The sequence below is a fragment of the Streptomyces sp. NPDC039430 genome, from assembly GCF_055639435.1.
The window spans coordinates 812540-825511 of the sequence record NZ_JBVKAK010000002.1; the positions used below are offsets into that span (position 1 = coordinate 812540).

15 protein-coding genes are annotated in these 12972 nt (G+C 69.0%); 8 read left to right on the forward strand and 7 right to left on the reverse strand.

Annotated features, from left to right (window positions below; all coding sequences use genetic code 11):
• Positions 1-8: 8 nt before the first annotated feature.
• Complete coding sequence (locus ACZ7LS_RS08700) at positions 9-599, forward strand: hypothetical protein (protein WP_382517733.1); 591 nt, start codon at positions 9-11, stop codon at positions 597-599.
• A gap of 2 nt (positions 600-601) precedes the next feature.
• On the opposite strand, the gene ACZ7LS_RS08705 is transcribed toward ACZ7LS_RS08700, so the two are convergent.
• The 3 genes from ACZ7LS_RS08705 to ACZ7LS_RS08715 are packed head-to-tail and all read right to left on the reverse strand — an operon-like array spanning position 602 to position 2775.
• A complete protein-coding gene (locus ACZ7LS_RS08705) occupies positions 602-1174 on the reverse strand; it encodes a cob(I)yrinic acid a,c-diamide adenosyltransferase (RefSeq protein WP_382517730.1) in 573 nt (190 codons plus the stop codon).
• A gap of 13 nt (positions 1175-1187) precedes the next feature.
• Positions 1188-1943: an ABC transporter permease gene (locus tag ACZ7LS_RS08710; protein ID WP_385133259.1), complete on the reverse strand. Its 756-nt coding sequence runs from the start codon at positions 1941-1943 to the stop codon at positions 1188-1190.
• 49 nt (positions 1944-1992) lie between these two features.
• On the reverse strand, positions 1993-2775 hold the full coding sequence (locus ACZ7LS_RS08715) for an ABC transporter ATP-binding protein (protein ID WP_385133256.1): 783 nt from the start codon (positions 2773-2775) through the stop codon (positions 1993-1995).
• An 80-nt stretch (positions 2776-2855) separates the two neighbouring features.
• Between ACZ7LS_RS08715 and ACZ7LS_RS08720 the strand changes: the two genes are divergently transcribed.
• The 4 genes from ACZ7LS_RS08720 to ACZ7LS_RS08735 all read left to right on the forward strand — a co-directional run bounded on the left by ACZ7LS_RS08720 (position 2856) and on the right by ACZ7LS_RS08735 (position 7743).
• Complete coding sequence (locus ACZ7LS_RS08720) at positions 2856-3494, forward strand: TetR/AcrR family transcriptional regulator (protein ID WP_382874727.1); 639 nt, start codon at positions 2856-2858, stop codon at positions 3492-3494.
• 155 nt (positions 3495-3649) lie between these two features.
• Positions 3650-4498 (forward strand): 3-hydroxyacyl-CoA dehydrogenase family protein, encoded by an 849-nt coding sequence (locus ACZ7LS_RS08725; RefSeq protein WP_382517719.1) that lies wholly within the window; start codon positions 3650-3652, stop codon positions 4496-4498.
• 151 nt (positions 4499-4649) lie between these two features.
• A complete protein-coding gene (locus ACZ7LS_RS08730; protein ID WP_030351976.1) occupies positions 4650-4973 on the forward strand; it encodes an STAS domain-containing protein in 324 nt (107 codons plus the stop codon).
• Between the two features lie 205 nt (positions 4974-5178).
• Positions 5179-7743: an ATP-binding protein gene (locus ACZ7LS_RS08735; protein ID WP_385133251.1), complete on the forward strand. Its 2565-nt coding sequence runs from the start codon at positions 5179-5181 to the stop codon at positions 7741-7743.
• Positions 7744-7930: 187 nt separating this feature from the next.
• Here the strand turns inward: ACZ7LS_RS08735 and ACZ7LS_RS08740 are convergent, their stop codons facing one another.
• Genes ACZ7LS_RS08740 through ACZ7LS_RS08750 form a run of 3 tightly spaced genes read right to left on the reverse strand, consistent with a single transcriptional unit; the run spans position 7931 to position 9434 of the window.
• Complete coding sequence (locus ACZ7LS_RS08740) at positions 7931-8275, reverse strand: DUF7848 domain-containing protein (RefSeq protein ID WP_469448306.1); 345 nt, start codon at positions 8273-8275, stop codon at positions 7931-7933.
• Positions 8275-9138: an ATP-binding protein gene (locus ACZ7LS_RS08745; protein ID WP_385133249.1), complete on the reverse strand. Its 864-nt coding sequence runs from the start codon at positions 9136-9138 to the stop codon at positions 8275-8277. The genes ACZ7LS_RS08740 and ACZ7LS_RS08745 overlap by 1 nt, the downstream gene beginning before the upstream one ends.
• Positions 9135-9434 carry a hypothetical protein gene (locus ACZ7LS_RS08750; RefSeq protein ID WP_382517710.1) on the reverse strand — a complete coding sequence of 100 codons (300 nt, stop codon included), beginning with the start codon at positions 9432-9434 and terminating at the stop codon, positions 9135-9137. Before ACZ7LS_RS08750 ends, ACZ7LS_RS08745 begins: the two co-directional genes overlap by 4 nt.
• Positions 9435-9677: 243 nt before the next feature.
• Between ACZ7LS_RS08750 and ACZ7LS_RS08755 the strand changes: the two genes are divergently transcribed.
• Both ACZ7LS_RS08755 and ACZ7LS_RS08760 read left to right on the forward strand, forming a co-directional pair.
• On the forward strand, positions 9678-10844 hold the full coding sequence (locus ACZ7LS_RS08755) for a helix-turn-helix transcriptional regulator (RefSeq protein WP_385133246.1): 1167 nt from the start codon (positions 9678-9680) through the stop codon (positions 10842-10844).
• Positions 10845-10859: 15 nt separating this feature from the next.
• Positions 10860-11579: a 5-formyltetrahydrofolate cyclo-ligase gene (locus ACZ7LS_RS08760; protein WP_382517703.1), complete on the forward strand. Its 720-nt coding sequence runs from the start codon at positions 10860-10862 to the stop codon at positions 11577-11579.
• 90 nt (positions 11580-11669) lie between these two features.
• Here ACZ7LS_RS08760 and nucS read toward each other — a convergent pair whose 3' ends face one another.
• Positions 11670-12341, reverse strand: coding sequence for an endonuclease NucS (gene nucS / locus ACZ7LS_RS08765; RefSeq protein ID WP_385133243.1), 672 nt, complete (start codon positions 12339-12341; stop codon positions 11670-11672).
• Positions 12342-12553: 212 nt separating this feature from the next.
• On the opposite strand from nucS, the gene ACZ7LS_RS08770 reads away from it, so the two are divergent.
• On the forward strand, positions 12554-12946 hold the full coding sequence (locus ACZ7LS_RS08770) for an SCO5389 family protein (RefSeq protein ID WP_385133240.1): 393 nt from the start codon (positions 12554-12556) through the stop codon (positions 12944-12946).
• Positions 12947-12972 lie beyond the last annotated feature (26 nt).

The following is a 12972-nucleotide window of genomic DNA, read 5'->3' on the forward strand; positions in this document are numbered from 1 at the left end:
GAGGCGCCGTGATCGTCACACTGATCGTCGCCTGCGAGGTCGGCTTCTGGGCGTTGCTGGCCGCGGGGTTGATCCTGCGCTACCTGGCCAGGATGCCGAGGCTCGGCGCGGCGGTCCTGCTGCTGGAACCGCTGCTGGAGGTCGTGCTGCTGGTGGTCACGACCATCGACCTCAGGAACGGCGCGGAGCCGGACTGGAAGCACGGTCTGGCCGCGATGTACATCGGCTTCACCATCGGCTACGGCCACTACACGATCAAGCGGATCGACGGCTGGGTCGCCCACCGCTTCGCCGGCGGCCCCCCGCCCGTCAAACCGCCCGAGTACGGCATGGCCCGCGCCCGGCACGAGGGCCGGCTGTGGCTCCGTACGGTCGTGGCCGCCGCCGTCGCGGCCGTCCTGCTCCAGCTCGCGATCTGGTACGTGGGCGACGCGGGCAGCACCGAGTCGCTGGTCGCGTGGCAGCTCAACGCGGCGCGTATCGCCGGTATCCACGGCGTGATCGCCCTGACGTACACGCTCTGGCCGAAGAAGCCCCCGGCGGACGCGGCGGAACCCACCCGGGTGGAACGCCCCCCGTCCGCCGGCGCGCGGAGCTGACCTCAGCGCTCCCCGCCGGGAACCCAGAGCACGTCTCCGACCTCCTTGTTGGCCACGCGGGCCAGAATGAACAGGAGGTCGGAGAGGCGGTTCAGATAAGTGGCCGTGAGCGCGTTCATGGTCGCGCCGTGCACGTCGAGCGCCGCCCAGGTGGAGCGCTCCGCGCGCCGTACGACCGTGCACGCCTGGTGCAGCAGCGCCGCGCCCGGGGTGCCGCCGGGGAGGATGAAGCTGCGCAGCTTGTCCAGCTCCGCCAGGAACGCGTCGCAGTCCGCCTCCAGCTTGTCGATGTACTGCTGCTCGACGCGCAGCGGCGGGAACTCCGGCTTCTCCACCACCGGCGCGGACAGATCCGCGCCCACGTCGAACAGGTCGTTCTGGACCCGGACGAGGACCTTCACGAGCTCGGGGGACAGCTGCCCGAGGGCGATCGCCGTACCGATGGCCGCGTTGGCCTCGTTGGCGTCGGCGTACGCGGCGATCCGCAGATCGGTCTTGGCGGTACGGCTCATGTCGCCGAGCGCCGTCGTGCCGTTGTCGCCGGTGCGGGTGTAGATGCGCGTCAGATTGACCATATGGCCAGAGTAGTTAGGCCCCGGCCTTCCGGAAGACTCGCGTACCGACAGTGACGGATACGAGCGTGAGCGCGATCGCCGCCAGGGCGCCGTACAGCATGGCCGTACCGGCGTAGTCGCCCACGTAGCCGGCCCGGACCGCGTCCACCAGATAGCGGAACGGGACGAAGTGCGACAGCACGTCCAGCCAGCCCGGCGCGAGCGTCATCGGCAGCATCAGCCCGGAGAGCAGCATCGAGGGCATGCTCACGGCGTTGATGGCGGGTCCGAACTCCTGCGGTGAGCGGATCCTGAGGGCGAGGGCGTACGAGAGCGAGGCGAGCGCGACCGTCAGCACGGCCACGAACCCGAAGCCGATGAGGACCCCGGCGAGCGGCGCCCGCAACCCCATCAGCAGCGCGGCCAGCACCAGCAGCACCGCCTGGAGGACGAGGAGCGCGGCGTCCCGCAGCACCCGCCCCAGCAGCAGCGCGAGCCGGCTGACGGGCGTGACCCGCATCCGCTCCACCACACCGAGCTGCTTCTCGACGATGACCGAGAAACCGGCGAAGAGCGCGCCGAACAGGGCGAGCTGGAGCAGCAGGCCGGGGACGAGGACCTGCCAGGAGTCACCCGCGCCGCCGAGCGGCAGCCCGGTCAGCAACGGACCGAAGAAGAGCAGATGGAGCAGCGGCATCAGCACGCCGAAGAAGATCTGGAAACGGGAGCGCAGGGTCTGGCGGGCGTAGCGCCCGAAGATCAGCGCGGTGTCGGACAGCAGCGCGGTCATCGTGTGACTCCTGGGGCCGGACGGTGGCGGGCGGGCCGGGGGACGGCGGTCATACGGCCACGGGCGCGGTGTCGCCCGGGGCGAGCCCGCGCCCCGTGATCGCGAGGAAGGTGTCCTGGAGCGTGGCGCCTGGGGAGCCCGCGTACGCGTGCTTGAGCGCGCTCGGGGTGCCCTCGGCGGCCACCACGCCCCGGTCGACCACGATCAGCCGGTCGGACAGCTCGTCCGCCTCGTCCAGATAGTGCGTGGTCAGGAAGACGGTCGTGCCGTACCGCTCGCGGACGGAGCGGATCAGCTCCCACAGATCGGCCCGGCTGCCCGGGTCGAGTCCGGTGGTCGGCTCGTCGAGGAAGAGCACCTCGGGCCGGTGGATGAGCCCCAGCGCGATGTCGAGCCGGCGCCGCTGGCCGCCGGAGAGCGCGCCGCACGGGCGGTCGAGCAGCTCCATGAGGCCGAGATCGCGGGCCAGTTCCCCGGCCCGGTCGACGGCGGCCGGTGTGCCGAGGCGGTAGAGCCGTCCCTGGGTGACCAGTTCCTCGCGTACGGAGATCTGCGGGTCGACGCCGCCGGCCTGGGCGACGTACCCGATCTTCCGCCGCACGGCGTCCGGTTCGCGCTCCAGGTCGAAGCCCGCGACGGTCGCCGCGCCCCCGGTGGGCGGCAGCAGCGTGGTGAGCATCCGCAGGGTGGTGGTCTTGCCGGCGCCGTTGGGGCCGAGGAAACCGATGATCTCGCCGGTCCTGACGGTCAGATCGATACCGCGAACGGCCTCGACGGGTCCGTTCCCGGTCTGGAAGGTCCGGGCGAGCCCGGCCGTACTGATGATGGGCATGGCCACAGAAAAACAGAATCTCTTAAAGTTTGCAATGACTCCAAATTTTCGTCGGTTGCAGCGAAGCCTAGGATGGGGGCATGTCCGAGGGCCTCAGGGAACGGAAGAAGCGCCAGACCAGGCAGCACATCTCGGATGTGGCCACGGGTCTCTTCCTGGAGCGGGGCTTCGACGCGGTGACGATCGCGGAGGTGGCCGAGGCGGCGGATGTCTCCGTCAACACCGTCTACAACTACTTCGAGGCGAAGGAAGACCTCTTCCTCGACCGCAGCAAGTCCATCGTGGACCGGCTCTCGCGCTACGTACGGGGCCGGGGCAAGGGCGAGTCCGCCTCGGACGCCGTCTTCCGCGAGCTGCGCGAACTGGTCGAGGCCGTGTCACCCGTCGTCGGGCTCTCGGATGGGTACGCGCGCTTCATGGAGGTCGTGCACGGCTCGCACGTCCTCGGCTCGCGGCTCGGACTCCTCCAGCACGAAGTCCTCGTCGATCTCGACAGGACGCTGCGGGAGGAGACCGGCGCCGACGAGGACGACACGCTCCCCACGCTCGTGGCCGGCCAGCTCTCCTGGGTGCACGGGACGCTCATGGCGCGGATCGCCCAGCGGATGATGGAGGGCGGGAAGCCGGGCCCGGTGTCGCGCGAAGCGCTCGTTCTGCTGGACGACATGGAAGCGGTGCTGGGGGGGAAGGTGCTCAAGTACGCGGTGCGCGACGCCTGATGGTCCCCGTCGGTGTGATGTCCGTCATGTGAGACGTGACGCGCATCTCTTCACCGTCACTTGACCGTCCGCGCCCGCTAATCTCCGGCAGAGAGCTCGCATGTAAACAGGTGTTAAGGCTGAACAGAAGCCGAACAGGAATCGTGGGGTGCGTCGTGGCAAAGAAGCTCGCCGTCATCGGGGCCGGACTCATGGGGTCCGGAATCGCGCAGGTCTCGGCGCAGGCGGGCTGGGACGTCGTCCTGCGTGATGTCACCGACGCGGCGCTGGCCCGGGGCATCGACGGGATCAGGGCCTCGTACGGCAAGTTCGTCGCCAAGGGCAAGCTCGAAGAGGCCGACGCCGACGCGGCGCTCGCCCGGATCACCACGACCACCGACCTGGACGCCGTCGCCGACGCCGACATCGTCGTCGAGGCCGTCTTCGAGAAGCTCGACGTCAAGCACGAGATCTTCCGTACGCTCGACAAGCTCGTACGGGACGACGCCGTGCTCGCCTCCAACACCTCGGCGATCCCGATCACCAAGATCGCGGCCGTGACCGGGCGTCCGGAGAGCGTCGTCGGGACGCACTTCTTCTCGCCCGTGCCGATGATGCGCCTGTGCGAACTGGTGCGCGGCTACAAGACGAGCGACGAAACCCTCGCCGCGGCACGGGAATTCGCCGAGTCGGTGGGCAAGACGTGCGTCGTCGTCAACCGCGATGTGGCGGGCTTCGTGACCACACGGCTGATCTCCGCCCTCGTCGTCGAGGCCGCCAAGCTCTACGAGTCGGGCGTCGCGTCGGCCGAGGACATCGACATCGCCTGCAAGCTGGGGTTCGGCCACGCCATGGGCCCGCTCGCCACAGCCGACCTGACGGGCGTCGACATCCTGCTCCACGCGGCCGACAACATCTACACCGAGTCGCAGGACGAGAAGTTCGCCCCGCCGGAGCTGATGCGCCGGATGGTGGACGCGGGTGACATCGGGCGCAAGAGCGGGCAGGGGTTCTACAAGCACTGAGCCGCGTCACACCGGTACCCGCACCGCACCCCACAGGGTGAATTCGATATCGGTTCGCTTACAGACGGCAACTTCTTCGGCCGCGTGGCAGTCAGTTGTTGGAAGACCGGAACAGACTACGGAGCACGGAAAGCACTCTCGGGGAGCGCATATGCACATCAGGGGCGACCACGCCGAGCTGGTCGTCGGGGGCCGCCTCGACGTACGCAGCGCGGCGGACGCCCGTACGGTCCTGCACTCGGCGGTCGACGACGGAGTCGGCGATCTGGTGCTCGACCTGACCGCACTGGACTCCTGGGACGCCACGGGACTCGGCGTCATCATGGGAGCCCACCGACGCGCGGGGCGGTGCGGCCGTAGGCTTGTGCTGCGCGGTGTCCCACCGCAGATGCAGCGACTGCTGGTGGCGACCCGATTGCACCGCATTCTCGCCATCGAGGGCGGAATCGCCGCGGAATCGCTCCCTCGGGTCTGACCGTCCCAGCTCGCACAATTCTCATGAGATCGTGATGTCTTGGACGGCGTGGTACCCCGGCTGGACGCGGATACCCTGCGGAGGTCTAGGGTTCGGCCGTCTGCCGATTGACTGACCCGTAGGCGCAGACACCGGCACCAGAAGCGACAGATGGGCGTGTGAGGCCGGGGGGCATCGCACGCCACGATCTGGGGAGCTTTTCACCATGGACCCGATAGACCGGGGACCGGACGAGTACGGTCACGACGAACGCGCGGCTGAGAGCGCGGATTCGGCACGTCCGCCGGGCACCGACATCGTGCCCGCGGCCGCGCCCGCGATGCCTTCCCACGCCGGCCCCGCCCGTATCACCCCTGCCCAGGTCACCCCGGCTCTCGCGCACCTCAAGGGCGCAGGGCCTGTGACCACCCCACCGCCCGTCCGCACCGTCCAGCTCATCTCCGGCGAGTACCTGCTGACCGTCAACCCCGTCGACGGCAGCGAGATCGAGCTCTGCCCGCCCGGCAGAGGGCCCGACGCCCCCACACGGCGCACCGCCGCCGAACGCGCCGATCTCCAGCGCGCGGGCCGGCCGTCCGTACCGCCGGGACCCGCCGCACCACCCCTTCCGCTGCTGGAGCGCGGTGCCGAACGGGAGCGGCTGACGGGGCTGCTGGGGCGCGGCCGGTCCGTACGCCTCACCGGCGCCCCGGGGTCGGGACGTACCGCACTGCTCGAAGCCGTCGCCGCGGACTGCGCGGATCTCGCGCCCGACGGAGTCGTACGCCTCTCCGGCCACCGGCGCACCACCACCGAGCTGCTGTATGAGCTGTACGCGGCCGTTCACCACTCCACGCGCTGCCGCCCCGACCGCGCGGGACTGCTCGAACTGGTCCATGGCATCGGCGCGGTCGTCGTCCTGGACGATCTGGAGCTGGGCGGGGACACGCTGGACGAACTCCTCGCCGCCACGCCCGAATGCGCCTATCTGCTGGCAGCGACCCCCGACACCGACCCGCCGTCCGCGGACGCGGGCCTGGAGGAGGTCGCGCTCGGCGGCCTCGGCCGCGGCTCCTCGCTGGAACTGCTGGAGCGCGTCGTCGAACGGTCCCTCACCGACGAGGAGGCGAACTGGGCGGGCGACCTCTGGTTCGAGTCCGAGGGCCTGCCCGTCCGCTTCGTCCAGGCGGGCGCGCTGCTGCGGCAGCGCGACCAACTGCGCGGCAGCTCCGAGGCCTCCGACGAGTTCGAGCCCTTTGTCCGGCCGTTCGAGCGGGTCTCCGACGACGCGCCGTCGCTCACCGCCGGTACCCCCGACGGCTACGACATTCCGCTGCCCACCCTCGGCGAGGGCGCCGCGCCCGCGGTCCTGCTCGCCTCCCGGCTGAGCGAGGCCGCCCGCGCCACCCTGCGGTTCGCGGTCGCGCTCGGCGGTGAGGTCCCGCACCAGGCGCATCTGCCGGCCCTGGTGGGCGACACCCACGCGGACGCCGCGCTCGGCGAACTGATGAGCTGCGGCCTCCTCACCCCGGTCGGCGCGCGCTACCGGCTCGCCCCGGGCGTCGTCACGCAGTTGGAGGCGAAGGGGTACGCGGACGACGCCGTGGCCCACGCGCACACCGCCGCCCAGCACTACGCCTGGTGGGCGGCGCACCCGTCCGTCACCCCCGAACGCGTCGCCGCCGAGGCGGACGCCATCCTCGCGGCGATGGGTCCGCTGGTCCCCGGACAGGAGTCGGGACACCCGAGCGCGGCCGTCCTGCTGGCCCGCAGCGCCGCGCCCGCCTTCCTGGCGGGGCTCCACTGGGGCGCCTGGGAACGCGTCCTGCGGTCCGGCTCCGAGGCCGCCAGGATCGCCGGAGAAGTCGCGGAAGAGGCGTACTTCCACCACGAGTTGGGCATCCTCGCGCTCTGCGTCGGAAACCTGGACCGCGCCCGCGCGGAGCTGGAGGCGTCGATCGGCATGCGCGGGGCCGTCGCCGACAAGGTCGGCACGGTCGCGGGACGCAGGGCGCTGGCACTGGTCACGGACCGCGAGACGGGCCGGCCGGGCACGTCCACGCCGTTGGCGCTCCCGCCGGGGGCGGGACCGGGACTCGCCCCCGACGTGTCCGCGGCCCCGGCCGCGCTGTCGGACGAGAACGTCACGCTGGTCACCCGGCGCGATACCCCGGCGCCAGGACCGGGGTACCGCACCGCGCCGACGCCTGTACCCCACCGCCGCCGCCCGGCGCCCGGCGCCCGCCGCAACCTGGTCGCGGCGGGAGCGGGCGCGGTACTCGCGGCCGTCCTGGGCACGGTGGTGACGCTCGGCGCGACCTCGGGCAGCGACAACACCGGTACGGACAGGGTCCGTACGGGACAGTCCCCGGACCCGGACAACGGCGAGGGCGACCCGCCGGCCGACCAGCCCGTCGACGAGGCGCCCCCGAACACGGACGTCCAGCTCCCCGCACCGAGCACCTCGGGAAGCGCCGTCCCCTCGGACAGCGCGAGCCCGTCCGACTCGGCGTCACCGTCGGGCACACCGTCGGACAGCGCGTCGTCCCCCGACGACACCCCGTCGAAGCCGGGCAGCCCGTCCAAGCCCACGTCGAAGCCCCCGACCTCCCCGAGCAAGCCGCCGACGAGCCCGTCGACCCCGCCGTCGTCACCGTCGTCCCCGTCACCGAGCGAGGACCCCACGGAGGACCCCACGGACACCGCGCCACCACCGTCGTCCCCACAGACGACGGTGAGCGGCCCCGACCCGTCGCTGTCCGAGACGTCCCCGGAACCGACGGAGGCGTAGCCCGGCGCAGCGTCGTCGCCTTCGGCGGGGGCGTGGTCCGGGGTCCGTTGGGCCGGCGCCGGTGGTTCGGTACGGGGCTCGCGTCCGGGACTGCATGCCGTGCTTTTCCGGGGACACCCCCGGACCCCCGTACGGCGGGACTCTGCCCTGTCGTTGGTCCGGGCGTCCGCGCACCACACAGCACGCTCTACGTCCCGGCCACGCCCCCTGCGCGCCCCCCTTCACCGCCCGCACAAGCGACCCGGCCGTGCCCGGGGGCGGCGGCACCGTCCCGCGCCGGACCGCGGGTCACCCGCCAGAATCGGTGTGCCGTGAGTTGGTAGTACTCATGGCCGGGGTTGTCGGCCGCGTGATTGAGCGCCCACGCCTCCGTAATCCGCTGGACGTCGTCCACCGGGTCGGACGTGTCGTGGCAATCCTCGCACTCCACCATGAAGCGGGCCGCAGGCCTGTCGGAGCTGTCTGATCCCAGTACCAGGGACCCGATCCGGTGAATCACCGTGGGCAGCTGAGGTTCTTCGAATTGAGGCATCACAGGTTGCCCAACCCTTCCAAGACGCGCCGCATCAGCGCGGTCTCGACCTTCTCTTTGGCCGGCCCTTCCGGTACCCGCAGGTTGCCCGGCACTCGATGCGGAAGTGGCGCGGGTCCAGTGAACGGCTCTGATTGCTGTGAAAGCGCCAGCTCAGCCCAGACGATCTTTCCTCCGGCCGGCGCCTCAGAGGTGCCCCAGCGCTTGGCCAACTCGTCTACGAGGCAGAGGCCGCGCCCGATTTCGGCGTCCGCATCAGGATCTTTCAGAACGGGGAGAGCTGGGCTGTCGTCCCAGACCTCGACAAGCACGCTGTCGTCAATGATCTGAAGCTGCACTCCGATGAGGCGCTCCGCCTCGGTGGCCTGAACAGCGTTCGTGACCAACTCGGAGGTCACGAGTAGTGCCTCGTCGAGGATGCGCGATGCTCTCCACCATCGCAGCATCACCTTGGTGAACGCCCGTGCGCAGCCCACTGCTGTGGGCAACGCGACGAGTGTCAGCCGGTCCCAGGCCCGTAGCCGATCACTGGTTTGGGCGTGGTGTTCAGCAAGGGAGTGCACCTCGATTGAGAAGCTGAACTCCAGCCGGTCCAGCAACGCCTTCCGGAGCGCACGGTTCTCGCTGAGGTGACGGAGGGACGGCAGGATCACGTTGCCCGCACCAGTGCATCTGAGTACGTCGACCATCTCGTTGAAGCCGTCGAGTGAGCCGCTGACGAACTCGTGGTAGATACCACCGAGGTGGAGATGGTTGGCCTCGGCGTAGCGCCGCAGGATTCGCTCCACCTCGTATGCCTCCTGTTCGGCCTCATCAGAGAAGACGCGCATATAGCCATACGCGAAATCCTTTTCGTCCTTCACTGTTGTGCCCCCTGGATGATCCAGATCCGCGCGCCGATTTCCTGTTCGATGTGTTCGCGCATCGCTCTCTGCAGACCGGGAAGCCGGGCGAAGTGCCAAAGGGACGGCACGATTACGTCGCGGATGCGGCTCGTTCTGAGCGCGTCCGTCAGGCAGTCGAAGGCAGGTTCGTTGGAGCGAAGCCGCTCGATGAAGATGCGCTCCAACGCGAAGCCCTCACGCTCGGCGTGCGCCGCCATCTCGTTTTGCAAGGCGTCGTCTTCGACGCCGTATTCATCGGAAGCAGCCAGCCTCATATATCCATACATTCCAAGTCGCATCCATTCCTCCTGGTGGAACATGAGGACTCGACCGGCGGTGGGTATCCACTGCGCCGTCGGTCGACCCGATGGCCAGGAAACCGGTTTGACCTGGGGAAACCCACAGCATGATTGCCGCGTGAATGCCGCATCCACGCCGCATACGATCGACTGGCCTGCGGAGACGTCACTCGATTGGCTAGGCTGTTTCCCGCCCCGCGTCAGTCGGAGGGATGGGCGATGGCCGCGAAGCGGATACGGCTCGTTCAGCGTCGTAAGTCGGCAGGCTTCACACAGGAGTCCCTTGCCGGATACCTGGGTGTCGAGCGTTCGACAGTGGGTCGCTGGGAGAGTGCTGAAACAGAGCCGCAGGCTTGGTTACGGCCGAAGCTCGCTCGTGCGTTCCACATCAGCCGCGAAGAACTGCAAGCCGCTCTGGATGATGTGACGATCACTGAAGCGCGATCAAGTGAACGTGTGAACTATGCGCTTGATAACCCGGCTTCGGCCGACCTGCTGGTTGTCGCCTATCTGCACGAGCGGCTGCGACAGGTTGACGAATCCTACGATCAAGCGTCGTCCACCAGCTTGCTGGGGCCCGCCGGTGCCATTCACGGGCAGGTGCGGTTCCTCCGTGAGAACGCCGCCGATGCGCGCGTGCGCAGGGCTCTGTATGAGGTGGAAGCGGACTCGGCAATGCTCATGGGGCAACTGGTCTGGGACGTCAGCCAACGGCGCGACCACCAAGCACCGCTCGGCTACTTCGAGGAAGCGGTGAGCGCCGCGCGCCATGTGCGTGATCCCTCGACCGAGTCGTACGCCACGCTACGCATGAGCTTCGTGGCCCTCTACGGCGAGAAGAAACCAGAACAAGGCGTGCTGCTCGCGCAGCAGGCTGCCGACGTCGCGAAGCCGGCCAGTCCGTCCTTGACCGGCCTGAGCCTGCTGCACGTTGCCGAGGGGTACGCCATGACCGGCGAGCTCAAGGAGTGCGAGGCCGCGCTGAGGAGGGCAGAGGCCCAGTTCGACCGTGTGAATGACGACGATGTGTCGGCCGGGTACTACACGATCAACGAGTTCAACCGGCTCGCTGGATCGTGCTACCTGTTCCTCGACCGACCGGAACTGGCCGAGCCGATCCTCCGCACGACCACCCGTGCGCTGGTCTCCAAGAAGAAGAGCCAGGCCATCGCGCTCGGGAACCTGACACTCGCACTCCTCCGTCAAGGAAAGCTGGACGAGGCGGCCGGCGCCATGCATCGGACGATTGATGCCGTGGAACTGACGCGTGGCGGTGGAGGTCTTAATCTGGCGTTCTCGGCCGGTCGGGAGCTTCGACACTGGAGGCGAGAGCCCTGGGCGCAGGACATCAACGATCGTCTTCTTGCTCTGATGGCCGCGATGTGAGGACAGGTGGAGCGCGTGCGGAGCATCGACCAAGCCAAGCAGGCCGTACGGGAGATGGTGTGGCGTCGTCTCATAGCCGGAGGCGGCGCCCCCGGGGACTCGTACGGCAAGATTCCCGGGTTCTACGGCGCTGAAGCGACGGCGGAAGGGCTCGCCGAGCTGGACGTCTGGCAGCGAGCCGCCACCGTCAAGGCCAACCCTGACTATGCGCAGCTCCCGGTACGTGTCCGTGCGCTGAAGGATGGCAAGCGGGTCTATATGGCCGTACCGAGGATGGCGACGCTCCAGCCGTTCTACCTGCTCGATCCCGACTCCCTCGGAATCCCGGCCGAGGAGGCCGCCGGGAAACAGGGTGCGTCGCAGGTCGCTCGTCGCGTCGGCGTCGACGACATGCGGCCGATCGATGTGGTGGTGTGCGGCAGCGTCGCGGTCAACCGGTCGGGCGCGCGCATCGGCAAGGGGGCGGGTTACTCCGACCTTGAGGTGGCACTTCTGATCGAGGCGGGCCTGGTGACGGATCGAACGGTGATCGTCGCTCCGGTGCACGGGCTCCAGGTGATCGAGGAAGACATCCCTGAGACGGAGCACGACTTCAGTGTCGACTACATCGTCACGCCCGACGAGGTGATCTCCTGCACCAGCCCTCGTCGGCCGCGTGGTCTCGTATGGGGCGACCTGACGACCGAGAAGATCGCGGCGATTCCGTTACTGGCGGAGCGGCAGCGCAGCCAGTAGTACGGCACCCGAGCGCCGGCAGACCGATGGCCGGAGGCCCCGGCCCCCGGCCCAGCCACGACAACCGCACTCCCCGCCGGAGGCCAGCCGTCAGAACAGGCGCAGCTTGTCGTCCTCGATGCCCCTCATGCCGTTGTAGTCCAGCACCACGCACCCGATGCCCCGGTCCGTCGCCAGCACCCGCGCCTGCGGTTTGATCTCCTGCGCCGCGAACACACCTCGTACCGGCGCCAGATGAGGGTCCCGGTTCAGCAGTTCCAGGTAGCGCGTCAGCTGTTCCACGCCGTCGATCTCGCCGCGTCGCTTGATCTCCACCGCCACCGTCACGCCGTCCGCGTCCCGGCACAGGATGTCCACCGGGCCGATCGCCGTCGGGTATTCGCGGCGGATCAGGGTGTAGCCCTCGCCGAGCGTCTCGATCCGGTCGGCGAGCAGCTCCTGGAGGTGTGCTTCCACGCCGTCTTTGATGAGGCCGGGATCAACGCCCAGTTCGTGCGAGGAATCGTGGAGGACCTCCTCCATGGTGATGATCAGTTTCTCGCCCGCCTTGTTCACCACGGTCCACACGCCGGCGTCCGCGTCGGTGCCTTCCTTCAGCGTGCAGGGCGGTGACATCCAGTTGAGGGGTTTGTACGCCCGGTCATCGGCGTGGATCGAGACACTGCCGTCAGCCTTGATCAGGATGAGACGGGGTGCGGAGGGCAGGTGGGCGGTGAGCCGGCCCGCGTAGTCGACGGAGCAGCGGGCAATGACGAGACGCATGGTCGGCAACGCTACTCGACTGCCGCCGCCGCGCGCGATTCGCCCCGGAAGCCCCCTTCGTTATTGGCCGGTTGTGTTCCCATTCTGCTGGTGTGGTCCGGACAGCGCGCCTAACGTGGATGCAGGAGGTCGCCGGTCGTGCACGCTGCGTCGTCGTCCCCTCCTTCCCTGCCCGTAAGACCCCGCCTCCCGGGGTCGCGAGAGGAGAACCCATGTCGCTCGACGTCTCACCGGCGCTGTTGGATCAGGCCGAGCGAGGCGAGGTCGACGAAGCGGCTTTCGTCGACTGCGTCCGGACCTCCCTGCCTTACGCATGGGAGATGATCAGTTCTCTGGTGGCACAGCTGAAGGTGGACGGTGGACAGTTCGCCGACAACCAGACGCCCCCGCCGGACGAGCAAGCACGTAGTCAGCTGTTGCGCGCGCTCGCGAGTGATGCCATTCGCGGTGCGCTGCAGCGTCACTTCGGGGTGCGTCTCGCATTCCAGAACTGCCACCGCGTCGCGGTGTTCCCGCTGGACTCCTCGGTCGACGAGCGGCTGTCCCGATTCACCTCGGTGAGGGCTCAGTTGCTCAACCAGTCACCCGAACTCCGGGACTGCTGACGCCTCTTGCTGCCGCTCCGCACCGT